We start from the raw sequence: 22,607 nt of genomic DNA on the forward strand, positions 1-22,607 counted from the left end.
TGGCTAAGAATTTGGAAGATAAATTATCGGTCATTGCCAAAAATAGTTCTCCAAATGCTTCGCCCGTACAGTGGTCAGTGGCTAAGAATTTTACGTCTGACTCCTGAATTCTGACTTCTGTACCTTAATAATATTTTTCAGACAAGAATAATCAGAGTTTTGAGCAATACTAACTACAATATTTGGATTGTTAGATGATGCAGCAACATACTTTAGCAGGGGAAATTACTCAGACTGGTGTGGGGTTACACAGTGGGGTCAATACTCAAGTACGAATATTACCAGCACCACCAGGAAGTAATCGTTTTTTTGTCCGGGTAGATTTACCGAATTCACCAATTATTCCCGCCCAAGTTGCGGCTGTGAGTCAGACTGTGCTTTCTACTCAATTGGGTAAGGGTCAAGTCTGTGTTCGCACTGTGGAACATTTATTAGCTGCTTTGGCGGCTATGGGGGTGGATAATGCCAGAATTGAAATTGATGGACCGGAAGTACCGCTTTTAGATGGTTCTGCTCAAGTTTGGTGTGAAAGAATTGCTGAAGTTGGTTTATTTGCCCAAATGGTGAGTAATTTACCTGCACCTGTCGTTATTACCGAACCGATTTGGATTTATGAAGGTGATACTTTTGTTTGCGCCCTACCGGCACCAGAAACCAGATTTAGCTATGGGATAGATTTTAATTTGGCGGCAATTGGTAATCAATGGCACAGTTGGTTATTAACGACAAGTTTAGAAAAATCTTCTGCTGACTTTGCTTCAGAAATTGCGCCAGCACGAACTTTTGGGTTACAGCATCAAATCGAACATCTGCAAAAGTCGGGATTAATTAAAGGTGGTAGTTTGGCTAATGCCCTAGTTTGTGGGGTGGAAGGTTGGCTAAATCCACCATTACGATTTGCAAATGAACCAGTTCGTCATAAAATCTTGGATCTAGTCGGAGATTTAAGTTTACTAGGAATTTTCCCTGTTGCTCATTTTTTGGCTTACAAAGCTAGTCATAATTTACACATTCAACTGGCACGGAAAATTTTAGAACTGATCTAAAATTCCCAAATTTACCCATCTTAGTGTTTAATTATTCAAACAACGTACCGCTAATGTCCACTATTACCGAACCTAATTCCCAGGAATTGAATACATCAAGTGAGGATAATGTCAATCCACAGACTATAAAAACTACCTTTAGTATTGAGGAAATTCAGGAACTCTTACCTCATCGCTATCCATTTTTACTGGTAGATCGGATTATTGATTATGTACCTGGTAAAAAAGCCGTGGGTATTAAAAATGTTACCTTTAATGAACCCCAATTTCAAGGGCATTTTCCAGGGCGATCGCTGATGCCAGGTGTGCTAATTATCGAAGCCATGGCACAAGTCGGCGGGATTGTGATGACGCAAATGCCGGAATCAAAAGGAGGACTATTTGTCTTTGCTGGTATTGATAAAGTCCGTTTCCGTCGGCAAATTGTTCCTGGAGATCAACTGGTAATGACGGTGGAACTGTTGTGGGTGAAGCAGCGTCGGTTCGGGAAAATGAACGGACGAGCGGAAGTTGATGGACAATTAGCCGCTGAAGGAGAACTAATGTTTTCTTTGATTAGTTAAAATTTATTATACCATAACAGGATTTTAGATTTTCGCCCTCACACATAACTGAACTTTGCCCGACACGTTTCTTAATTGAATAAATTAGCAAGTAGCACTTAGTTTTGGAGATTCACCTTTGAAAACACTTATTCATCCAACTGCTGTCATCCATCCTAATGCGGAACTCCACTCAACAGTGCAAGTCGGCGCTTATGCTGTGATCGGCGAGAATGTTAGAGTTGGTGCAGACACTGTAATTGGCGCTCATGTCGTCCTAGAAGGCCTTTGTGAAATTGGTACGGGAAATCAGATTTTTCCCGGTGCAGCTATCGGTATGCAGCCCCAGGATCTCAAATACGTGGGAGAACCGACTTGGGTAAAAATTGGTAACAATAATTCCATCCGTGAATACGTGACGATTAACCGCGCTACTGGCAGGGGTGAAGCGACGGTAATCGGTAATGGCAATTTATTAATGGCTTATGTTCATGTAGGTCATAATTGCCTGATTAAAGATTCTGTCATTATTGCTAATTCTGTAGCATTGGCGGGTCATGTACATATTGAATCACGAGCTAGACTGAGCGGCGTTTTAGGTGTGCATCAATTTGTTCACATAGGAACTATGTCTATGGTGGGCGGGATGACACGCATTGATAGGGATGTCCCTCCTTATATGTTGGTGGAAGGAAATCCGGCGAAAGTGCGATCGCTCAATTTGGTAGGATTAAAACGTTCGGAAATGGCTGCTAGTGATTTCCAATTAATTAAAAAAGCTTTCCGTCTTCTCTATCGTTCTGATTTCCTATTTAAAGATGCTTTACAAGAGTTAGAAAATTTAGGAGATTCAGAACAATTAAAACATCTTCGCCGTTTTTTACTCCTTTCCCAAATGCCAGGAAGACGCGGTTTAATTCCCGGAAAGGGCAGAAAATCTGTCAGTGATGAATAATGAATAGTCAGTTAGATGTAGGGGCGGGGTTTTCCCGTCCTCAAAGTTTACCAGTTGCTCTATTTTTGTCGGACGAATATGGATTTAATGAACCACGAAGAAGCGAAGGTAGCGAAGGAAGAAAAGAAGAAGAAGAAGAAGAAAAAATAGGTAATCTTCCACTGGGAAGGGGGTAGGAAAGGGCGTAAAAATCTCAAATCTAAAGTTTTAAAATGCGGATATTTATTAGCACTGGCGAAGTTTCTGGGGATTTACAGGGTTCGCTTTTGATTGCAGCACTGCAACGTCAAGCTGTTGTTACGGGTTTGATATTGGAAATTATCGCTTTGGGTGGGGAGAAAATGGCGGAAGCTGGGGCGAAAATTTTGGGGGATACTAGCGGTATTGGTTCAATGGGTTTAATTGAGTCTTTGCCTTATGTTATCCCTACTTTAAGGGTACAACGCCAAGCGATCGCTTACTTAAAGAAAAATCCCCCTGATTTAGTAGTCCTAATTGACTATATGGGGCCAAATCTGGGAATTGGTACATTCATGAGGGAAAACTTACCTGATGTACCTGTGGCTTATTATATCGCTCCTCAAGAGTGGGTATGGTCTATGAGTTTTCAGAATACCAACCGCATTGTTGGTTTTACAGATAAACTATTAGCAATTTTCCCTGAAGAAGCGCGATATTATCAGCAAAATGGGGCAAAGGTTTGTTGGGTAGGACATCCTTTAATTGATAGAATGGCAAATGCACCAAATCGAGAAATTGCCAGAGAGAAATTAGGAATTAAACCGGCAGAAATCGCAATTGCCCTGTTACCAGCTTCCCGTCATCAAGAATTAAAATATCTTTTACCAATGATTTTTCAATCTGCCCAAAATATCCAATCTAAATTACCAAATGTCCATTTTTGGATTCCTCTATCTTTGGAAATATTTAGACAACCAATTACAGCAGCAATTAAAGATTACGGTTTAAAAGCTACACTAGTATCAGATCAACAAAAGGATATTTTTGCTGCGGCTGATTTCGCAATTACTAAATCGGGAACTGTCAATTTAGAACTTGCATTATTAAATGTCCCCCAAGTTGTAGTTTATTGTCTTCATCCCATTACTGCTTGGATTGTACGTCATATTCTTAAAGGTTCAATTCCCTTTGCTTCTCCAGTAAATTTAGTTGTCATGCGGGAAATTGTTCCCGAATTTTTACAGGAACAAGCCACAGCCGATAATATTGTTGAAGCAGCCATGGAATTGTTATTAAATCCTGAAAAAAGACAAAAAACTTTATTAGATTATCAAGAAATGCGCCATTGTTTGGGAGAATTGGGAGTATGCGATCGCACTGCCAAAGAAATATTAGCAATGAAAAAGTAGATAATAGTTAAAATGGCAAAAACCCGACCAATTGCAGTTGATTTATTTGCAGGTGCAGGAGGAATGACGTTAGGCTTTGAACAAGCTGGTTTTGATATTCTGGCATCTGTGGAAATAGATCCAATTCATTGTGCAATCCATAAATTTAACTTTCCCTTTTGGACGGTGATCTGTAAAAGTGTAGAAGAGACAACAGGGAAGGAAATTAGGAATAGTTCTCAAATTGCTAATCAAGAAATTGATGTGGTTTTTGGTGGTCCTCCCTGTCAAGGTTTTTCATTAATGGGAAAACGTTCTTTTGATGATCCAAGAAATTCTTTAGTTTTCCATTTTATTAGATTGGTTGTAGAATTACAACCCAAGTTTTTTGTATTAGAAAATGTCAAAGGAATGACAGTAGGAAAACACCAAGAATTTATTGCTGAAATCATTAATCAATTTACTGAAAGTGGTTATCAAGTTGATGCAAATTATCAAGTTTTAAATGCAGCTAATTATGGAGTACCACAAAATCGGGAAAGATTATTTTTACTAGGTGCGCGTGAAGATTTAGAATTACCGAAATATCCAGAAAAAATTACATTCCCTAATCAAACATCTCCCACAGTTTGGGACGCATTACAAGATTTACCAGTCATAGAAAACTATCCAGAATTATATCAACAAGATTGGATAATGACTGAATTTAGTAAACCTAGTAATTATGCTAAAAAACTGCGTAATCTTGAAATTGCAAAAAATAACTATTCCTATAAACGTCAATATGATCTGACCTTACTAACATCAAGTTTAAGAAGTAAACATTCACCTGAATCTATGGAAAGATTTGCTTCTACACCTCATGGTAAAATTGAATCAATTAGTCGTTTTCATAAACTTGATCCTGATGGTTTATGTAATACGTTAAGAGCCGGAACACCTAGTAATAAAGGGGCATTTACTTCTCCTCGTCCCATCCATCCTTTTATCCCCAGATGTATCACTGTCAGGGAAGCTGCGCGTTTACATTCCTATCCTGATTGGTTTAGATTTCATCCGACAAAATGGCATGGTTTTCGACAAATTGGTAATTCTGTTCCTCCGCTTTTAGCGCAAGCAGTCGCAGAGGAAATTATTAAAGTTTTAGATATAAAATCTTCTGATAGTGCAAAAGTGACGAAAACCATACCTCAAGGTATTAAAGATTTAGGGGATATCAGTTTATTAACACTTGATATGTCAGGAGCAGCAAAATACTTTGGAGTGAACCCTCATGTTATAGAACCAAGAACTAGAAAAAAATGAATCTTTATTATTTAGCTAATACGGCAAATTATTTAGTAACAAGGAATTACCATGACGAAAGAAGGTTTATATAACTCTGTTATTATTGGAATCTTTCAACGCTATTACCAAACAGGATTAGAGTATTTTGAATTTAACCGTAATGAACTTCCAGAAATTGCTAAAAAGTTGGGTATTCAATCTGCAAAAAATTTAGGAGATATTCTTTATGCTTTTAGATTTAGAAAACCACTACCTAAAGTTATTACAGATACTGCTCCTACAGGTTTAGAGTGGATTATTGAATTAAATGGTACGGGTAATTATTGTTTTAGACTTGTGAAAATTAATCGCATTATTCCCAACCTAAACTTAATACCAATTAAAATACCTGATGCTACACCTGAAATTATTAATCAATATATGTCAGGTGATGAACAAGCTCTTTTAACTAAAATCCGTTACAATCGTCTCATAGATATATTTCTTAGTGTAACAGCATACTCTTTACAAAATCACTTGAGAACTAGTGTTAAGGGGATCGGACAAATAGAAATAGATGAAGTTTATGTAGGTGTTAATAGTAATGGTATGCAATTTATAGTACCTGTTCAAGCGAAAGCAGGTAATGATCAAATTTCTATAGTACAAACAAAACAAGATATTAGTTACTGTTTTGAAAAGTTTCCCAATTTAATTTGTCGTTCTATATCAGCACAGTTTATGAACAATGGTTTCATCGCTATGTTTGAACTGACAATATATGAAGGTGAAGTAAGAATTGTACAGGAAAAACATTACAAGTTTGTTCCAGCAGATCAAATTTCTGAAACTGATTTACAAAATTATAGGAATTATACATGATCAAGATTTATATTCAATATTAAATTTGTTGAATTTCACAATCAAAAGAATAGATAATAACTATCTCCTGGACATATCCTTATCCTCCGAGTAGCAATTAACTATGACATTCATATCATGTAAACTTGAAAAGTATCCTCTCATTTTATCTGCTGAAATTCCTGATTCTTTACGTTTAGTCATAGAGAGAATTCAGTCATATTCCTATGCAGAATTATATGAAGAAAAAGATATTCAGGGAATAAGTTTAGAAGATTCTTTGATCACAGTATTTGATGCAATAGAAAAAGAGAAAAATAGTTTAGATACAAGTTATTGCTATTTCTTTATGTCTATAGTTATGGGAATTGCTGTGCAACCAACTATTAAAACTTATTTACCTCGTGAGACAATAACTGGTAATATATTTCAGTATCTTTTTCGAGATTGGATATATTCTCAACATAATTATCAGCCAAATTTTAACGTTTCATTTCAGGATTATCAGAATTATTTGGGACAATATCAAGCACTGGATGAAGCTGTTGATGTTTTTGAGAATATGCTGCAAGTGCTGGAATCTATAAAAACCAGAGAAGCAATATTAAATATTTTAGATGATTGCTTCCAGGGTTATGCTATTTTTCCAGGTTCGCAAGGTAGACGGGAACTTTTTGATTGGTGGTTATTAGATGTTGTTCCATCTGTTTTTTGTGGACGTTTACCTAAAAATATTCATACTTTAAAGGGAGTTGGTAAAATGACTCAACATATTACTAAAATACGGGACTATTTTTTTAAAGTAGTCGGGAATAATCAGTCTCAAGGAAATACAAATTTGGAAAAACAAGATTTGTTGTTAAGATTTTTGGCTTCTGATAAATAATATTAATATCTATCCCCAAATAATTTCCATATTTAAAATAAATCTTGGTTAAATATTTTCAACTGATCATTTTTGAGAAAAGCTTATTGCTATGTTTGAACTGACAATATATGAAGGTGAAGTAAGAATCGTGCAGGAGAAACATTACAAGTTTGTTCCAGCCGATCAAATTTCTGAAACCGATTTACAAAATTATAGGAATTATACATAATGAAGAAGTAAATTGGAGTCAAGAGATTGTTAAAATTATGATGCAGAATAACTTTATTTATGAACATTGAAGAATTTTTTGAATTAAGTGCTGGAAAGTGGTTTTCTCATCGCACTAGTCACCATTTAGCTTTTAAGCAGTCAGAAGACGGCAAATCAGACATCGTGATTGAGATGTTAGCCGCTGATCATCCAGAAGTAATTAAACTGTGTGAACAGTATGAAATTGCGGCTCATACAGCTTCCTGTGGGGCGCGAGTTACCTGGAATGGCACAATGGAATGGGACGAAGAAAAACACCAGGGTTCGACCGTTTTAGCCACAGTCCCGAATGCAGATAACCCAGATGAAGGTAAATTACTCCGAGAAATGGGTTATGCCGAAAAAGCCCCCGTTGCTGGTAGCTATAAAATCGGTGATGATGGGGCTTTAACTCTGATTACTGAGTATGAAACCATGTGGTCTGAAGAAAGGCTATGGTTTGCCAGTCCTAACTTACGGATGCGGGTAAGTGTTCTGAAGCGGTTTGGTGGCTTTAGTATGGCTTCCTTCACTTCCGAAATCCGCATGGGTAGCACGGATGCTTCTAAAAAGGCTACGGAAGCCGCTAATTCAATTAACGCACCCACAAATTAAAACCTTAAACTACAATATTGAGGCTGGTAATTGATAATTGACAACTATTACCTGCCTCTATATCACGTTCATAGTTAAATTTGTCCTAAATCTGCAATAAACGAGCTAAGAATTGGGGTAATGGTAAAATAATCAATAACAATAAAGCCATTGACATTAATCCCATAAAATCTCGTTTATTATCTAATTCTGTGACATCATTTAAAGCAGGTTCATCAATTAAGGGAACGAATAATAAAATAATTGCCCACAATAAAAATTCTTCTCTAATAAACGAAAGCATTAATAATAATAATCTAGCAATTTGACCAATGAAAACAGCAGTCCGTTGTCCAAACATAGCATGAACAATGTGACCACCATCTAGTTGTCCCACGGGCATCAAATTCAATGCAGTGACAATTAATCCTAAGAAACCTGCAACTGCAACTGGATGTAAATCAATGGCAGATTTTGCGGTTAATTCACTTCCCAAGGCTAATTTTGAAAGTAAAGCTAATAAAATCGAATATTGAGGATTAAGTGCATTGGGGTTTAACATTCCGGTTTTTTCCGGTAAAGCTACTATTTCCGAATGAGCTAAACCCCAAATCAATAAAGGTATAGTCATCATAAATCCTGCCAATGGTCCAGCAATACTGACATCAAATAAAGCTTTGCGGTGAGGGATAGGACTCCCCATTTTAATAAAAGCACCAAATGTTCCTAAGAAATAAGGTATAGGAATAAAATAAGGCAATGTAGAGCGAATTTTATAGAATTTTGCTGTTAAGTAATGACCTAGTTCATGAGTTCCTAAAATAGTCATTAACCCTAAAGCATAAGGTACACCGTGAAAAAATAATGTCAAATAAGATTCTAGCGAATTGACTTGAAAACCCGCAATTCTCAATCCGACAAAGGTAGTGCTAAATAAAGTTGCTACTAATAATAGTAATGCTAACCCTGGTCGAGTAATTTTTTCGGAATCGCGGTGGTTATTTTGTCTAACTACTTGAGGATTAGGAACTAAAACAAAGAAGGGTTTACCATTTATTCCTTCTTGAAATATGATGAGAAAGCGATCGCCAAATTGTCCTTCAATATTAGCTTTAATTTGCTCATAAGCCTGACTAGCCATAGTTCGCAACTGTCCCCGACAAATTACGGCTTGGGGACGATACTCAATATTTTGCACATAATATACAGACCAGGGAAAACAATTTCGTAGTTGACTTTCTTCTGCTAAATCAATGGGACGGACTGGTACTGTTTCTTGAGGAGAATTATTACTTGCTTGTCCCTGATTTTCTGGAGATTGATTTTGTGGATCTACGGGTAATTGCCGACCCCTATTAAACAATAGCCAGTATAATAATAAACAACTCCCTGATATCCAGAGAATTAATGCTGATGGGGGAGCTTGTTTGATCCCATGTACCAGCGTCCAACCAGTCAATACAAATGCCGGTGTCATTAAAACCAACCACAATAACCATATAGGGGTTCTTGTAGCCCGTGCAACACTGTGCTGCATCATTAAATAAGTCAATGACCCCAAAACGAAAACGAGGAGAAACCAAAATGCCATATTATCTTCACTATATTTGATAGAATGCCTTACCTGTAATTTCTGTTACAGATTTTGATGACAAATAAGACTGCACGCCTTAATTTTTTAATCACAGTTAACAGTCATGGTAAATACACTGTAACCTGATTGTTCACCACTTCCGAATTTAAGTTTTTTCATTTATGTCTTCTTTTCCTCAGCAGTCCAGTCATCAGACTAAACAACCACGCTCTATATCCCTAAAAAGCCCATCAAAGGCGGAAAATCCTTTAGTTTTGACACCCAACAGTATTTTTGCTTTTCCACCTAATCGGGACACTTTAGGAGCAACATCTTACTTCATTATTACAAATGCAGGGAATATTCTCATAGATTGCCCAGCTTTAGAACAGATAAACCAGGATTTTTTGTCCTTGCATGGGGGAGTCAAGTGGTTTTTTATCAGTCATCGTGGTGCTATTGGTAAAGCCGCAGAATATCAGCAAATCTTAAATTGCGAAATTCTCATCCAAGAACAAGAAGCCTATTTATTGCCTGGTTCAACTGTCACCACTTTTACTGATGAGTTCACTCTTAATGCCACAACGCAAATAATTTGGACACCAGGCCATTCTCCAGGCTCTTCTTGTTTATACTATCGTGAATTTGACGGCGTGTTATTTTCTGGCCGGCATTTACTTCCTAACCAGCACGGCGAACCTGTGCCACTACGCACGTCTAAAACTTTCCATTGGCCACGACAACTTAAAAGCGTTAAATTATTAAGCGATCGCTTTACACCACAAACCTTAACTTATTTATGCCCCGGAGCTAATACAGGTTATCTCAGGGGTAAACCCTGTATAGACCAAGCTTACCAAAAAATCACCAACTTAAATTTAGCAACTTTACGGGAACAGGGAACAGGGAAGGAAATTCTTCCCACTAACCACTGACAACTGTACGGGCGAAGCATTTGCAGAACTATTTTTGGCAATGACCGATAATTTATCTTCCAAATGCTTCGCCCCTACTGACAACTGACAACTGTACGGGCGAAGCATTTGCAGAACTATTTTTGGCAATGATCGATAATTTATCTTCCAAATGCTTCGCCCCTACTGACAACTGACAACTAACTAATGACCCATTACCAATTTTTTACTCAAAAGTTCGATAGCCGCTTGATATTGAACATCTGCCTTTGTGCCGATTTGTTCACGGTTAAGTGATGGTTGGGGAATGATTTGATCAGGCTTAATTCCCAACTTATTAATATCTCGATGGTTAGGAGTTTCATATTTAGCAATTGTCACCGCCAAACCAGAACCGTCCGATAATTCAAACAAAGATTGAATTAAGCCCTTCCCAAAAGTCGTTTCCCCGACTAATTGGGCGCGATGATTATCTTGTAAAGCACCTGCGAGGATTTCGCTGGCGCTGGCAGTTCCTTGATTAACGATAATTACTAAAGGATCTGTGGTTAAGGCTGGACCAAAGGCTTCATAAGTTCCCTGAATGCCTTGACGGTTGGCAGTGTAAACGATTGTGCCAGAGTCTAACCATAAACGAGCAGTTTCAATTCCCGCTTGTAAGAGTCCACCCGGATTATTTCTTAAATCAAGAATATAGGCAGACGCGCCTTTTTTTTCTAGAATAGAAATAGCGTGTGCCAACTCAGTAACGGCATTGGCACTAAATTGACTCAGGGACAAATAACCAATCTTGGTTCCTTCCGGGGATAATCGTAAGTCAGAGACAACAGGATTAAGAGCAATGCGATCGCGCACCAAGATAACTTCCCGATCCTTTTCTCCTTCCCTGCCAATTAAAAGCGTAACAACGCTGCCCCTTGAGCCACGCATTCGTGCCGCAGCCTCATCAAGAGTCAAATTCTCTGTAGATAAACCCTCAATCTTCAAAATGCGATCGCGTGGTTTTAAGTCCGCTTTGTCGGCTGGAGAATCTTCAATAGGTGTAATTACCTCCAAACCACCACGTGGATTGAGAGTAATTTGTAAACCCACCCCAGTTAATTCTCCAGCAGTGCTAACTTGCAAACTGCGATACTTCTCAGGCTCAAGAAACCGGGTAAAAGGATCATCCAGACTCTTCAGCATAGACTGAATAGTAGAATAAGCTGCTTCATGGTTGGCAAAGTTGCCTTTCAACGCCTTTTGTCGCACATCAAGCCAGCTTTGATGGTTAAAAGTCCCATCTAAATAAGAGCGATTAACAATTCGCCACACTTCATAAACTAGCTTCTGTTCTGGGGTCAAAGCTGAAGCCGGAGGAACATATCCTGCCAACACCAAACCAAAAAGCAATAGTAGTAAACATCCTAGCCGCCAAAACCGTTTGTGAATGAACCCTAATTTCAGTGCCATCTCAGACTCAAATTCCCTAAAACTTTCTGTAATGCTCAGTTGCTGATGAAATCTATCTCTCGACTATGTTACTTTTTTTATAGAAGAAGTGCATTCTTCTCATAAACTTGCTAGTCCAAATTTGTGAGATGTCCATTCTTCCTGATCAACGATAAAATCTTCTTTGGAGTCAACATAGTTAGCGTTGGCTGGCAAAGACGAGAAACAGGGAGATTTCTCAAAAATAGGGTGAGTTACACCCAAATTTACGCTCGTGGACCAATAGAAGCCCATTCTCTTGGATGAAGCGAGAAGCGAACCCTCTAACTGAGGTTAGTTGAATAGTCATGGCTGACTAAGCTTCGCATCACAAAACTTATCAACCGCAATCTATTTTTAGGAACTTAGGATTGTATGGCTAACGTTTATGACTGGTTTGAGGAACGCTTGGATCTCCAAGAAATTGCTGATGATATCACCACCAAATACGTACCTCCCCACGTTAACATCTTCTACTGTTTAGGTGGAATTACCCTAGTATGCTTCCTGATTCAGTTCGCCACTGGATTTGCGATGACATTCTACTACAAACCTACAGTTGCTGAAGCTTTCTCCTCTGTCGAGTACATCATGAATGAAGTCAACTTTGGTTGGTTAATTCGCTCCATTCACCGCTGGTCAGCCAGCATGATGGTATTAATGATGATTCTCCACACCTTCCGTGTTTATCTAACCGGTGGCTTCAAAAAGCCCCGTGAATTAACCTGGATCAGTGGTGTTATCCTCGCAGTTATCACCGTTTCCTTCGGTGTAACAGGCTACTCTCTGCCTTGGGATCAAGTTGGTTACTGGGCTGTAAAAATTGTGAGTGGTGTACCAGAAGCCATTCCCGTAGTCGGCGTTCTCATCTCCGATTTACTCCGTGGTGGTTCTAGTGTTGGTCAAGCTACACTTACCCGCTACTATAGCGCTCACACCTTCGTTCTTCCTTGGTTAATTGCCGTCTTCATGTTGTTCCACTTCTTGATGATTCGCAAACAAGGTATTTCTGGACCTTTGTAATTCAAGTTATTAGCAAATAGGCAAAACTTGTGTTTCCAGATCATCGTAGTTTGTTTTAAACTAAAGAGAAAATAACTTGTAAGTTGTAGACATAAACTACTATCTGAAAACTTGAGCTAGTTGTATTGTTGATAGCTTTCACCAATGCTTTAACTTCACTTCAGCCGGAGAGCGCATTTAAAAATGTCAACCCAAAAAGCACCGGATCTAAGCGATCCCCAATTGAGAGCTAAACTTGCCCAAGGCATGGGTCACAATTACTATGGTGAACCTGCTTGGCCCAACGATTTGCTCTATATATTCCCAGTCGTCATTATGGGTTCTTTCGCCTGTATTGTGGCTCTAGCAACTCTAGATCCCGCGATGATCGGTGAACCAGCCAATCCTTTCGCTACTCCTTTGGAAATTTTGCCAGAGTGGTACTTATATCCTGTATTCCAGATTCTCCGCTCATTACCTAGTAAACTATTAGGTGTATTAGCAATGGCTGCTGTCCCCTTGGGGCTAATTCTCGTTCCTTTCTTGGAAAACGTGAATAAGTTTCAAAACCCCTTCCGTCGCCCTGTAGCAACAACAGTATTTCTTTTTGGGACTCTTGTTACCCTGTGGCTAGGTATTGGTGCTGCACTCCCATTAGACAAATCCTTAACGTTAGGATTGTTCTAAGATAGTTCAGTCAAAACTAAATCCAGTAACGTCTGTAATTTTCAAGAGCATATACGGGATAATATCTGACAAACAACTAGCCGCAAATCTTTTATGGTCTACTTGTTACTGATATTTCAAAAGAGATATGCTTTTGAAGATCAACAGACGTTAACTAAATTCCTAAATGTGAAATTATCAATCACAAAAAAACGCAAATACTTTTCAATTACTTTCTATTCAATTCACGGTCAATGCTTAGCATAGTGCAGCAAGACCATCAAACGGTAAAGAGCGATCTTAAACTCTTGATCCAAGTACAACAATGGTTTGAAGAATTCTGTGAGCGATATTTACCTAAATATGGCTGGTCAGATACCCAAGTTTATTGTCTTAACCTAGCATTAGCAGAAGGCTTTACCAACGCAGTTCGTCATGCTCATCATGCTTTACCACCGGAAACAACTATAGAAATTCAAGTCAGTTTATGGATTGATAAACTGGAAATAAGAATTTGGGATTATGGAAAACCATTTAATCCTGACGTGATCACTGAGCCAGAACCGGGGACTCTGCAAGTAGGTGGATATGGGTGGTTTTTACTCCGCCGTTTGGCAGATAAAGTAGTCTATGAACGTGATTCGGATACTAGAAATTGCCTGTTAATTGTCAAATATTGTTTAGAAGGACAACATTAAGAATCAGCACCGCCAAGGGGAAGTTAAAAGTCAAAATGATGACAGTTTGGGGTTATTGTCTGATATTTCTGGTGATCAGACGCAACGAAAGCAATTTTCTTCCGCATCAAAAATAATATTTAAAGAAGAATTAAGATCGTCTAGCTGATTTTTGGATAATAACCTCGCAAGCAAGCTTGAGGATTGTATATTTAGAAGCAATGGCTGATGAAATACCTGTATGACTGGGGGATAACCCAGGACTAAACTCGCTATCCTAGAGTCAATAGCACAAAGAAAGAGACATGACCTTTAAAAACTTGCAATTCAATTTTGAAAAGATCCGCCCTTGGTTGACCCTGTTAGCAATCGCCTGGCTATTAGCATCATTGGGATTAGGCTGGTTAGTTAATTCTTTGGTAATTATTTTGGGGTTATTGTTTTTTTTACCTGTGTTAGCATTCTTGGGGTTTCGTTGGTGGTTAGCAAAAAATCTAGTTACTAACCAGTGTCCCGTATGTGGATATGAATTAACAGGGGTAAATAATAGCCAAGTACAATGTGTTAACTGCGGTGAACAACTATTAGTTAAAAATTTTCAATTCCAACGCTTCACACCAGAAGGAACAATTGATGTGACAGCGGTTGAGGTTCAAGCCCAATCACTGGAAGATTAGCACCGCAAGGCGGAAGTCAAAAGTCAAAAGTCAAAAGTCAAAAGTCAAAAGTCAAAAGTCAAAAGTCAAAAGTCAAAAGTAAGATGGAGTAAGATCTTTGGCGATTGGGAATGGTTGTCTCATTTACGCCGCAGTGTATTAGTAAGTTGTCGGTTGTCGGTTGGAATCTATCTAGAAGGGTGAACTCATGAAAGTTGCCCATTGATCTAGATTTTTGAAAAAATGTGGTTGTTGTAGTTCAGAAAGCCAAAGAATCAAGGCATCCTCATTGTTATCTTTGTAATAACCCCGTCGTTTTCCCGCAGTTTTGAAACCAAACTTTTGATACAAAGAAATAGCAACGTAGTTAGAATCGCGGACTTCGAGGGTAGCTCTTTCCAAACCAAGATCAGCCGCAGTTTGCAGAAGAGAATATAATAAAGCTTTTCCTAGCCCTTGACCATGATATTGGGGATGAACTGCCAAAATTGTAATGTGTGCTTCTTCTAGAATTGACCAAAAGCACCCCATTCCCAAGAGTTCAGAATGATTAAAAGGGGAAAATAAACCCAAAAAATGACTATTAGGACTTTCTAACTCCCGCAGGTAGCCTTCCATAGTCCATAAACCATCAAAACAAGCTTTATCTAGTTCTAATAGTTCAGTTAAATTATCTGTGGTTAAAGATTGAATTTTTAAGTCGGATGAAATCACAATTTTTGAGGATTGAGGAAGGTTAATTACCAATTACCAATTATCCATTACCAATGAGAGGTTAAACTGGAAATCAGGACATATACTCATGGCCTGATTTTTCACAAAGACAACTCTTATTAGTTATGGTATCGACTTACCCCGTCGAAGTTCAACTTTCTGGCCGTCAATATTTACAGTCAACAACTGGTGATAGTGCTGATATTTCTCCTAACCAACAACTCTTACCTTTGACAGCAAGAGTTAATGATCATGATCATCTGGAAATCGGTGGGTGTGATGTCACAACCCTAGTTGAACAGTTTGCTTCACCTTTATATATTTTAGATGAGGAAACCCTGCGGACAGCTTGTAGGCAATATCGAGATACCTTTAAGGAATATTACAAGGGAGAATCTCAGGTACTTTATGCTTCTAAGGCATGGAATTGTTTAGCTGTTTGTGCCATTGTTGCCTCAGAAGGGTTAGGAATTGATGTAGTATCCGGTGGCGAACTTTATACTGCGCTGAATGCGGGTATGAGTCCTGATAAGATCTACTTACATGGAAATAACAAATCTCATGATGAGTTAGTTTTAGCGATTCAGTCTAGATGTACTATTGTAGCGGATAACTGGCATGAATTAGATCTGCTGGTGAAGATAGCAGGGGAAAACACAGAAAATTCTGATCTTTCGCCCATTCGGATTATGCTACGCTTAACTCCTGGGATAGAATGCCATACTCACGAATATATTCGTACTGGACACTTAGATAGTAAATTTGGTTTTGATCCCCATGATTTACAAGAAGTATTTGCGTTTGTAAGTAAGCAGCCTAGTTTAAACTGTGTGGGGTTACACGCTCATATTGGTTCACAAATTTTTGAACGTCAACCACATAGAGATTTAGCTGCTGTGATGGTGCAGTGGTTAAGAGATGCGGCTAAACATGGATTAAAGGTGACAGAATTAAATGTTGGTGGTGGTTTAGGGATTAGATATACAGAATCTGATGATCCACCAAGCATTGTGGAATGGTCTAAGGCAATTTGTGAAGTTGTACAAACTGCTTGTATCTCGGAAAATCTGCCTTTACCAAAATTACTCTGTGAACCAGGGCGATCGCTTATTGCCACATCTTGTATCACTGCTTACACGGTTGGTGCTACGAAGGTGGTTCCTGAAATTCGCACCTACGTGGCGATTGATGGCGGAATGTCAGATAATCCGCGTCCTATTACCTATCAATCAGTTTATCGGGTAGTGGTTGCGAATAAAATATCTGATCCTTGCACCGAAATTGTGACATTGGCGGGTAAACATTGCGAATCAGGAGATATTCTGATTAAAAATGCCCAACTACCAAAAACTGAAGCAAATGATATTCTCGTAGTTATGGGAACTGGTGCGTACAATTACAGTATGGCATCTAATTACAATCGTCTCCCCCGACCGGCAGCAGTTGTAGTGGCAAATGGTGAAGCAAATTTAATTTTGCAGCGCGAAACTTATCAAGATTTGATTCGACAAGATTGCCTACCGGAAAGACTGAAATAGTCAGTAGTCAGTGGTCAGTGGTCAGTGGTTAAAAAATCACAATTGACAACTGACAACTGACTATAAGAATCCAGATGTCTTGACACTCTCATGGCTTCAGCCACTGAGATTCTGCGGACAGAGTAAAACTCTCGCTGCGACCGTCAAACGCCGACTAAACGCTCAAAACAACTACCAACTAAGGTGTTGAAATTGCGCTTACTTTTGTTCAAAATGCTATGGCTAAAGCCACGCTGCGCTATCGGAATCTGTCACTAAGCCTGTGGCACGGTACGCTCAGTCAACCTGCCATTGCTTGCTCTTTCTCGTCATACTGCCGTTAGAAAATCTAACCGTTGTTTCACAGGAGCCGGGATTTATCCGTACTAGGATGCTTCAATACGTAGACAATAATTCTTACTCGCAATTTAATTTTACCACAAATGTCACGGCGACTTTAATCGCTCGTGTCGCTTCCCTCTCAGGTCTGAAGACTCTGAGTTTCCTGCATACGGCGAGGTTTTATGAGAGATTGGTGGAAGCAATGGCTGATAAACCTGGGAGATTGGTCGCAGTCCTTGCTCCTTGGGACTTTGGATATGATGTTGGTGCTGGCACTGACATACATGATCCTGGTGATTATTAGTGAACGGCGCACTTTATGGATGGTGCGAGGGTTTATAGTCTTAATGCTCTGCTCGGCGCTCAGTGGCAAATTGGGATTACCCCTGCTAAATTTTGTCCTGGAAAAATTGGTGATTGGCTGTGCTGTGGCTATGGCTGTAGCACTGCAATCAGAATTTCGCCGTTTTTTAGAACAATTGGGACGTGGTGAATTTTGGCAGTTATTTCGGAATAACGCTAGAGCAATTCCTAAGTCGGATAGTGTAATTGATGAAATTGTTGATGCAATTAAAGAATTATCAAAAAATCGGATTGGCGCTTTACTAATTTTAGAAACTACAGGACCCATTGAAGAACAAGATTTCTCCGTTCCAGGAGTGAAGCTAAATGCTGAAGTTTCTAAAGAACTGATCCAAACTATTTTTCAACCGAAAACTTTGTTACATGATGGAGCAACGTTAATTCGTGGTTCGCGCATTGTATCATCTGGTATAATTTTACCACTTTCAGGACGCACAGCGTCGCGGCAGTTGGGAACACGCCATCGGGCGGCAATGGGAATTACTGAAAGGGTCGAAAATTGTATTTGTGTTGTTGTATCAGAAGAAACTGGTTCTATTTCCTTAGCGGAAAAGGGAACTCTATATAGACCACTAACTATTAAAAAGCTCAAAGAGTCTTTAGAGACTCGATTCTCTCCCACTGTAGATCGGGAAGCTCATGCACCTGGTCTTTTAAGTTTAGTTCGTCAACTTGGTGATCAATCACTAAAATTAATGTCCCGGTTACTTAGATTACCTTGTCTTCGACACGCTACCCGTAGGGGTACGACCGCTTCTCAAGATAAAAAATGAAAACACCACAACAAACTGAATTGCAATATTTACCTCTTGATTTAAAACAAGAATTACTCCCTCAGCACGTCGCGGTAATTATGGATGGTAATGGCCGATGGGCAAAAAGTCGCGGTCTACCCCGGATTATGGGTCATAAGGCTGGTGTAAATGTTCTCAAGGATTTGCTGCACTGTTGCAAAGACTGGGGAATTAAAGCTCTAACTGCCTATGCTTTTTCGACGGAGAACTGGAAAAGACCACAGGAAGAAGTAGAATTTTTAATGACTCTGTTCCAGAGCGTTTTACGACAAGAACTGCGGGAAATGGTGGAGGAAAATGTGCAAATTCAGTTTGTGGGTAATTTATCGGCTTTACCACAGGCTCTTCAGGCTGAGATTTCCCATTCTATGGCAGAAACTCAGAATAATCGCAGTATTCGGTTTACAATAGCGACTAATTATGGGGGTAGACAGGAGATTTTACAGGCTTGTCGGGCGATCGCTCAAAAGGTAAAAGCAGGTTTAATCAACCCTGAAGATATATCTGAAGAAGTATTTGAAGCTCATTTATATACGGCTGGAATAGCAGATCCAGATTTATTAATTCGCACCAGTGGAGAAATGCGATTATCGAATTTCTTACTTTGGCAAATGGCTTATAGTGAAATTTATATTTCTGATACTCTCTGGCCGGATTTTAACCGTCATGAATTTCATCGCGCTTTATCTGCTTATCAACAACGAGAACGCCGTTTTGGGAAAGTCTGACAATTTTGGATTTTAGATTGATGCCAAATTTAAACTTTTAAATCCCAAATCCCAAATCCCAAATCCCAAATCCCAAATTAGATTATGGCCCTGAAAAAACGGCTTCTTCGATATCTTCCCGACTCAGGGAATATTTAAAGGAACGTTGAATATCTTGACGGGTTTCTCCTATTTGAAAATAACGAACTGTAATTTGTTCAGTATCTAACCAAAGTTCGGCTTCCCAACTAGATCGTTGGACACGCCAACAATGTAGTTGGGTATCGTCTTGTTGACAACCTTGGTTTTTTAGCCATTGTTCAATTTGTGGTAAAGAATGACTATACAGTGGTGTATTAGCGGAAAGCATAAGCAATTCAATTCAATTCAAAATTATTGGTGATTTTAGAGGTGAGAAATTGAGTTTAACTGATTACTTCTCCACGCAGGATGGCGATCGCAATCGCTAATAGCATACAACCAACAATGGTCAACCCCAAAATAAATAATACAAATATTTCTCCAGAAGACAAAGGGCGATCTGTAGCATCGAGATACATTGATTTGGAAAAATCGTAAGGCTTATGTACAGACTGGTTTAAATCGGGTGGTGCTTGAATTACGCCAAAACGGGAATAACCCACTTTCAAATCATAGCTCAATCGTCGTTCTGGGTTACAGAGGGTAGCGTAGGCTGTGTTTATTTGCTGAAATTTAGCAGTAGCAATATTAGCAGGTAATTCTGTCGTATCTGGATGATAGAGTTTGCTCAGTTCTCGATAAGCGCGACGAATATCAATTACTGATGCTCCAGGATAGAGTCCTAGCAGGGAGTAATAGGTAATTTCGCTGCTGTGTGGGACTTCCTCATTTTGGTTTACGGTTTTTTGAGTCACTTTGCTCAAATAAGTTTTTTTCTATTCTAAATCTCTTGGGTAGCTATAGCAGAAACAGCCACAAAACATCAGCAATTCTCATTTTGGAAATTTTGTGCGGCCTATTAAAAATATTTCTCAATAACTTTCTCTAAAAAGCCTATTCTCTTGTTTAAGTTTTTCCAACTGAGATGGGTTTCAGTCCAAAATGAGAATTGCTGTCCTAATTTCATAAAATGTCGGGGTCAATATTCAATTCTCTGAGTTTGGCAGCTAAACGTTCTGCACGTTGGGTTTGTTGTTCTGCTAGTTGGGTTGCTTCTTCTGCGATTTGGGTTTGTTGTTCTGCTAGTTGGGTTGCTTCTTCTGCGAATTGGGTCTGTTGTTCTGCGAGTTGGGTTTGTTGTTCTGCACGTTGGTTTGCTTGTACTCCATATTCTTCTGGTGTTAGCATTAATTGTCCTTCTGGCATAAAATAACGCAATTTACCGTCATGGACACCCAAATATAAATTTAGTTGCTGACTCCATAATAAACCTTGAGGATTGGGTTCTATCGGTTGATATGTTCCACCAAACAAGATAAAACCAGCAAATTCTAAACTTTGCGGATTAAACCAGAAATATTCAGGTGTGCGGAAAATATCTTGATAAATTTGTTTTTTTAACCCTTTATCAGTGGAAGCAGTGGAGGGAGAAAGCAATTCTATAATTAAGTTAGGATATTTACCACCTTCCTCCCAGACTACCCAACTATTTCGCTCGCGGTTTTCTGTATCCAGCACTAGGAAAAAATCTGGACCACGAAAATCTTTAATTTTAATTTGCCGAGGACTGTAATAAACAGTCATGTTCCCAGCAACAAAATAGTCATTAATTTTATTTATATCTCGCCACCACCAATTGAGACATTGGATTAGTAGTAGCATTTGTTGTAGATGTAAAGATGATTCCAAAGGGGGTTCGTCACTTTCTAGATTACTTGGTGGAAATATTACATCTAAACCGAGTTCAATATTTTGGCTGACGGTCATAAGAATACCCGGTAAGTGGGAAACTCAGAGGCCTTAGCCCTGAGAGGAAAGCGACACGGGCGGTTTTAACCGCAATGAAAATATTTTTTCATTACCGCCTTGGAGTTGGGAAATTCGGGGTACTTTTGTGATGTACTTTCAACGGGACAATTACCGATTCAAACTCTCCAACTCTGTACGCATAATGTTTTGCTCCAAAGAGCCTCCCATTTCTGGGGTAATGTTAGCTTTGACCAGTTATAAGAGCTTGCTTGAGCTTGCAACACTGTTCCAGTGACCTTAGAACTGTTTAATCACAAGCGACAGAGCGGGGAACTAGCAACGCATTCCAAGGTGTCGTGACTCAAATAACGGCTACCATGAGACTAAGCTCAGGGTGGTCTGGTCAGCACAGCTTGCTTGATTACTCTTGCAAGCTCAGTCCCTTTAGGGCTGGGTTACTGACAGCTGCAAGTTAGTGGAGGATCTATTTTTATGGTAACAGATTCAGAAGTTGGATCTCTGCCATCTGCGGAGAAATTGATTTCTTTATCTCTTCTGTAATTTGTTTTACTTTTAAATTAAATCAGCACGAGGTTTAAAAGTTTCTATTTCTCGTAATTTTTCATAAAGTTCTCGTTCTTGGGCTGTAATATTTTTGGGAGTTACTATCTGAATTTCCACTAATTGATCACCACGTTGACCAGTTTCGCCAGGGTAGCCTTTATTACCAAGACGGAATCTTTGCCCAGACCGAACACCAGCAGGAATGGTCATTTTTACTGGACCATCAAGGGTAGGTGCTTCGACTTGTCCGCCTAAAGTTGCTTCACTGGGAGTTACAGGTACTTGACAGAAGATATTAATGCCTTCTAACTTAAACAAAGGATGGGGATCAACGGTAATTTTCAAGTATAAATCACCACCACTAATCCCTTGATTTCGCAAGCGAATTGTTTGCCCTGTTACCATAGCTGGGGGCATAGTCACTTCGAGAGAACGTCCATCTTCTAAACGGATTCTTTCGTTACCACCTTGATAAGCTTTTTCTAAAGGTAAGGTTAATCTAGCTTCGATATCCCGACGGGTGGCACGGGGTGGCGGGGTATTAACTGTATATGCAACTTTGGTTCTGGGACTGCGAAAGGGGTCGCTAGTGCTGGTACTTCCGGGACTACTTTTGGGATCTTTGCGATTGCTGACACCAATTACTTGATTAACAAAACTTTCAAAATCGTTAAATTGGCTGGGGTCTACTTCTTGACTAGAACGAGCGTTAGCGCGGTTATCCCAACCTTTTGGCTTGGGAGTTTGTTTATTGCCAGCAAAGCCGTTTTGTTGCCAATAGCGGCTAAATTGGTCATATTGCGATCGCCTGCTAGAATCAGAAAGGATTTCGTAAGCCTCACCAATGGTTTTAAATTTCTCCTCAGCTTCCTTATTCCCAGGATTAAGATCAGGGTGATATTGTCTAGCTAAACGCCGATAAACCTTCTTGATTTCTTCACTGGTGGCATCTTTAGAAACTCCTAAAATCTCGTAATAATCCCGAAAGTTCTGCAAATTTTGCATAATCTGTTAAATGTTAGTTGTCA

26 protein-coding genes are annotated in these 22,607 nt (G+C 39.1%); 18 read left to right on the top strand and 8 right to left on the bottom strand.

Annotated elements, in window-relative coordinates; all coding sequences use genetic code 11:
- Positions 1 to 197: 197 nt before the first annotated feature.
- The 9 genes from lpxC to AN490_RS17220 all read left to right on the top strand — a co-directional run bounded on the left by lpxC (position 198) and on the right by AN490_RS17220 (position 7,751).
- Entirely contained in the window at positions 198 to 1,046 is an 849-nt protein-coding gene (gene lpxC / locus AN490_RS17180; protein ID WP_148767008.1) for a UDP-3-O-acyl-N-acetylglucosamine deacetylase, read from the top strand.
- Positions 1,047 to 1,099: 53 nt separating this feature from the next.
- Complete coding sequence (gene fabZ, locus AN490_RS17185; RefSeq protein WP_168653728.1) at positions 1,100 to 1,609, top strand: 3-hydroxyacyl-ACP dehydratase FabZ; 510 nt, start codon at positions 1,100 to 1,102, stop codon at positions 1,607 to 1,609.
- A 118-nt stretch (positions 1,610 to 1,727) separates the two neighbouring features.
- Positions 1,728 to 2,543 carry an acyl-ACP--UDP-N-acetylglucosamine O-acyltransferase gene (gene lpxA / locus AN490_RS17190; protein WP_168696975.1) on the top strand — a complete coding sequence of 272 codons (816 nt, stop codon included), beginning with the start codon at positions 1,728 to 1,730 and terminating at the stop codon, positions 2,541 to 2,543.
- On the top strand, positions 2,543 to 2,719 hold the full coding sequence (locus AN490_RS17195; RefSeq protein ID WP_300005842.1) for a hypothetical protein: 177 nt from the start codon (positions 2,543 to 2,545) through the stop codon (positions 2,717 to 2,719). The genes lpxA and AN490_RS17195 overlap by 1 nt, the downstream gene beginning before the upstream one ends.
- A gap of 36 nt (positions 2,720 to 2,755) precedes the next feature.
- Entirely contained in the window at positions 2,756 to 3,913 is a 1,158-nt protein-coding gene (gene lpxB, locus AN490_RS17200) for a lipid-A-disaccharide synthase (protein WP_300005845.1), read from the top strand.
- Positions 3,914 to 3,925: 12 nt separating this feature from the next.
- Positions 3,926 to 5,197, top strand: a complete 1,272-nt coding sequence (locus AN490_RS17205) for a DNA cytosine methyltransferase (protein WP_300005848.1) — start codon at positions 3,926 to 3,928, stop codon at positions 5,195 to 5,197.
- Positions 5,198 to 5,248: 51 nt separating this feature from the next.
- Positions 5,249 to 6,040, top strand: coding sequence for a hypothetical protein (locus AN490_RS17210; RefSeq protein ID WP_300005851.1), 792 nt, complete (start codon positions 5,249 to 5,251; stop codon positions 6,038 to 6,040).
- Positions 6,041 to 6,143: 103 nt separating this feature from the next.
- The gene (locus AN490_RS17215; protein WP_300005854.1) at positions 6,144 to 6,905 is read left to right on the top strand and encodes a hypothetical protein; all 762 of its coding nucleotides are present in this window, start codon (positions 6,144 to 6,146) and stop codon (positions 6,903 to 6,905) included.
- A gap of 270 nt (positions 6,906 to 7,175) precedes the next feature.
- Entirely contained in the window at positions 7,176 to 7,751 is a 576-nt protein-coding gene (locus tag AN490_RS17220; RefSeq protein WP_015083381.1) for a phycobiliprotein lyase, read from the top strand.
- 85 nt (positions 7,752 to 7,836) lie between these two features.
- Here AN490_RS17220 and AN490_RS17225 read toward each other — a convergent pair whose 3' ends face one another.
- Positions 7,837 to 9,321, bottom strand: coding sequence for a site-2 protease family protein (locus AN490_RS17225; RefSeq protein ID WP_300005857.1), 1,485 nt, complete (start codon positions 9,319 to 9,321; stop codon positions 7,837 to 7,839).
- Positions 9,322 to 9,485: 164 nt separating this feature from the next.
- On the opposite strand from AN490_RS17225, the gene AN490_RS17230 reads away from it, so the two are divergent.
- Positions 9,486 to 10,238 carry an MBL fold metallo-hydrolase gene (locus AN490_RS17230; protein WP_168696981.1) on the top strand — a complete coding sequence of 251 codons (753 nt, stop codon included), beginning with the start codon at positions 9,486 to 9,488 and terminating at the stop codon, positions 10,236 to 10,238.
- Here AN490_RS17230 and AN490_RS17235 read toward each other — a convergent pair.
- On the bottom strand, positions 10,191 to 10,346 hold the full coding sequence (locus tag AN490_RS17235) for a hypothetical protein (RefSeq protein WP_246862929.1): 156 nt from the start codon (positions 10,344 to 10,346) through the stop codon (positions 10,191 to 10,193). The two genes, AN490_RS17230 and AN490_RS17235, sit on opposite strands and share 48 nt — an antisense overlap.
- A gap of 75 nt (positions 10,347 to 10,421) precedes the next feature.
- A complete protein-coding gene (gene ctpA, locus AN490_RS17240; RefSeq protein WP_300005864.1) occupies positions 10,422 to 11,669 on the bottom strand; it encodes a carboxyl-terminal processing protease CtpA in 1,248 nt (415 codons plus the stop codon).
- A 393-nt stretch (positions 11,670 to 12,062) separates the two neighbouring features.
- On the opposite strand from ctpA, the gene petB reads away from it, so the two are divergent.
- From petB to AN490_RS17260, 4 genes are all read left to right on the top strand, one after another.
- Positions 12,063 to 12,710 (top strand): cytochrome b6, encoded by a 648-nt coding sequence (petB, locus tag AN490_RS17245; RefSeq protein WP_015083377.1) that lies wholly within the window; start codon positions 12,063 to 12,065, stop codon positions 12,708 to 12,710.
- A gap of 183 nt (positions 12,711 to 12,893) precedes the next feature.
- The gene (gene petD, locus AN490_RS17250) at positions 12,894 to 13,376 is read left to right on the top strand and encodes a cytochrome b6-f complex subunit IV (RefSeq protein WP_213801099.1); all 483 of its coding nucleotides are present in this window, start codon (positions 12,894 to 12,896) and stop codon (positions 13,374 to 13,376) included.
- Positions 13,377 to 13,609: 233 nt separating this feature from the next.
- The gene (locus tag AN490_RS17255; protein WP_015083375.1) at positions 13,610 to 14,053 is read left to right on the top strand and encodes an anti-sigma regulatory factor; all 444 of its coding nucleotides are present in this window, start codon (positions 13,610 to 13,612) and stop codon (positions 14,051 to 14,053) included.
- 284 nt (positions 14,054 to 14,337) lie between these two features.
- Entirely contained in the window at positions 14,338 to 14,709 is a 372-nt protein-coding gene (locus AN490_RS17260) for a hypothetical protein (protein ID WP_300005871.1), read from the top strand.
- Between the two features lie 171 nt (positions 14,710 to 14,880).
- Here the strand turns inward: AN490_RS17260 and rimI are convergent, their stop codons facing one another.
- The gene (gene rimI, locus AN490_RS17265) at positions 14,881 to 15,402 is read right to left on the bottom strand and encodes a ribosomal protein S18-alanine N-acetyltransferase (RefSeq protein ID WP_168696984.1); all 522 of its coding nucleotides are present in this window, start codon (positions 15,400 to 15,402) and stop codon (positions 14,881 to 14,883) included.
- A 125-nt stretch (positions 15,403 to 15,527) separates the two neighbouring features.
- Here rimI and lysA point away from each other — a divergent pair, with 125 nt between their 5' ends.
- From lysA to AN490_RS17285, 4 genes are all read left to right on the top strand, one after another.
- Complete coding sequence (gene lysA / locus AN490_RS17270; RefSeq protein ID WP_300005876.1) at positions 15,528 to 16,940, top strand: diaminopimelate decarboxylase; 1,413 nt, start codon at positions 15,528 to 15,530, stop codon at positions 16,938 to 16,940.
- 370 nt (positions 16,941 to 17,310) lie between these two features.
- Positions 17,311 to 17,565, top strand: coding sequence for a hypothetical protein (locus tag AN490_RS17275; protein ID WP_271822320.1), 255 nt, complete (start codon positions 17,311 to 17,313; stop codon positions 17,563 to 17,565).
- Positions 17,498 to 18,397 (top strand): diadenylate cyclase CdaA, encoded by a 900-nt coding sequence (cdaA, locus tag AN490_RS17280; RefSeq protein ID WP_334310684.1) that lies wholly within the window; start codon positions 17,498 to 17,500, stop codon positions 18,395 to 18,397. Before AN490_RS17275 ends, cdaA begins: the two co-directional genes overlap by 68 nt.
- Entirely contained in the window at positions 18,394 to 19,146 is a 753-nt protein-coding gene (locus tag AN490_RS17285) for an isoprenyl transferase (RefSeq protein ID WP_271822322.1), read from the top strand. Before cdaA ends, AN490_RS17285 begins: the two co-directional genes overlap by 4 nt.
- Positions 19,147 to 19,228: 82 nt before the next feature.
- Here the strand turns inward: AN490_RS17285 and AN490_RS17290 are convergent, their stop codons facing one another.
- The 4 genes from AN490_RS17290 to AN490_RS17305 all read right to left on the bottom strand — a co-directional run bounded on the left by AN490_RS17290 (position 19,229) and on the right by AN490_RS17305 (position 22,584).
- On the bottom strand, positions 19,229 to 19,495 hold the full coding sequence (locus AN490_RS17290; RefSeq protein ID WP_015083369.1) for a DUF3143 domain-containing protein: 267 nt from the start codon (positions 19,493 to 19,495) through the stop codon (positions 19,229 to 19,231).
- 55 nt (positions 19,496 to 19,550) lie between these two features.
- Complete coding sequence (locus AN490_RS17295) at positions 19,551 to 20,021, bottom strand: J domain-containing protein (RefSeq protein WP_213801104.1); 471 nt, start codon at positions 20,019 to 20,021, stop codon at positions 19,551 to 19,553.
- 208 nt (positions 20,022 to 20,229) lie between these two features.
- Positions 20,230 to 21,033: a Uma2 family endonuclease gene (locus AN490_RS17300; protein ID WP_300005886.1), complete on the bottom strand. Its 804-nt coding sequence runs from the start codon at positions 21,031 to 21,033 to the stop codon at positions 20,230 to 20,232.
- 555 nt (positions 21,034 to 21,588) lie between these two features.
- On the bottom strand, positions 21,589 to 22,584 hold the full coding sequence (locus AN490_RS17305) for a DnaJ C-terminal domain-containing protein (protein WP_213719840.1): 996 nt from the start codon (positions 22,582 to 22,584) through the stop codon (positions 21,589 to 21,591).
- Positions 22,585 to 22,607 lie beyond the last annotated feature (23 nt).

Source organism: Anabaena sp. AL09 (genome assembly GCF_001672255.1).
GTDB lineage: Bacteria > Cyanobacteriota > Cyanobacteriia > Cyanobacteriales > Nostocaceae > Dolichospermum > Dolichospermum lemmermannii.

Excerpts from the sequence above, each read along its gene's own strand:
- AN490_RS17300 (WP_300005886.1), bottom strand. The coding sequence starts at position 21,033 with ATGACCGTCAGCCAAAATATTGAACTCGGTTTAGATGTAATATTTCCA.
- AN490_RS17305 (WP_213719840.1), bottom strand. The coding sequence starts at position 22,584 with ATGCAAAATTTGCAGAACTTTCGGGATTATTACGAGATTTTAGGAGTT.
- fabZ (WP_168653728.1), top strand. The coding sequence starts at position 1,100 with ATGTCCACTATTACCGAACCTAATTCCCAGGAATTGAATACATCAAGT.
- AN490_RS17275 (WP_271822320.1), top strand. The coding sequence starts at position 17,311 with ATGCTTCAATACGTAGACAATAATTCTTACTCGCAATTTAATTTTACC.
- AN490_RS17205 (WP_300005848.1), top strand. The coding sequence starts at position 3,926 with ATGGCAAAAACCCGACCAATTGCAGTTGATTTATTTGCAGGTGCAGGA.
- lysA (WP_300005876.1), top strand. The coding sequence starts at position 15,528 with ATGGTATCGACTTACCCCGTCGAAGTTCAACTTTCTGGCCGTCAATAT.
- AN490_RS17260 (WP_300005871.1), top strand. The coding sequence starts at position 14,338 with ATGACCTTTAAAAACTTGCAATTCAATTTTGAAAAGATCCGCCCTTGG.
- AN490_RS17195 (WP_300005842.1), top strand. The coding sequence starts at position 2,543 with ATGAATAGTCAGTTAGATGTAGGGGCGGGGTTTTCCCGTCCTCAAAGT.
- petD (WP_213801099.1), top strand. The coding sequence starts at position 12,894 with ATGTCAACCCAAAAAGCACCGGATCTAAGCGATCCCCAATTGAGAGCT.
- ctpA (WP_300005864.1), bottom strand. The coding sequence starts at position 11,669 with ATGGCACTGAAATTAGGGTTCATTCACAAACGGTTTTGGCGGCTAGGA.
- AN490_RS17230 (WP_168696981.1), top strand. The coding sequence starts at position 9,486 with ATGTCTTCTTTTCCTCAGCAGTCCAGTCATCAGACTAAACAACCACGC.
- AN490_RS17255 (WP_015083375.1), top strand. The coding sequence starts at position 13,610 with ATGCTTAGCATAGTGCAGCAAGACCATCAAACGGTAAAGAGCGATCTT.
- petB (WP_015083377.1), top strand. The coding sequence starts at position 12,063 with ATGGCTAACGTTTATGACTGGTTTGAGGAACGCTTGGATCTCCAAGAA.
- lpxC (WP_148767008.1), top strand. The coding sequence starts at position 198 with ATGCAGCAACATACTTTAGCAGGGGAAATTACTCAGACTGGTGTGGGG.
- AN490_RS17215 (WP_300005854.1), top strand. The coding sequence starts at position 6,144 with ATGACATTCATATCATGTAAACTTGAAAAGTATCCTCTCATTTTATCT.
- AN490_RS17285 (WP_271822322.1), top strand. The coding sequence starts at position 18,394 with ATGAAAACACCACAACAAACTGAATTGCAATATTTACCTCTTGATTTA.
- AN490_RS17220 (WP_015083381.1), top strand. The coding sequence starts at position 7,176 with ATGAACATTGAAGAATTTTTTGAATTAAGTGCTGGAAAGTGGTTTTCT.
- AN490_RS17210 (WP_300005851.1), top strand. The coding sequence starts at position 5,249 with ATGACGAAAGAAGGTTTATATAACTCTGTTATTATTGGAATCTTTCAA.
- AN490_RS17290 (WP_015083369.1), bottom strand. The coding sequence starts at position 19,495 with ATGCTTTCCGCTAATACACCACTGTATAGTCATTCTTTACCACAAATT.
- AN490_RS17235 (WP_246862929.1), bottom strand. The coding sequence starts at position 10,346 with ATGCTTCGCCCGTACAGTTGTCAGTTGTCAGTAGGGGCGAAGCATTTG.
- AN490_RS17225 (WP_300005857.1), bottom strand. The coding sequence starts at position 9,321 with ATGGCATTTTGGTTTCTCCTCGTTTTCGTTTTGGGGTCATTGACTTAT.
- lpxB (WP_300005845.1), top strand. The coding sequence starts at position 2,756 with ATGCGGATATTTATTAGCACTGGCGAAGTTTCTGGGGATTTACAGGGT.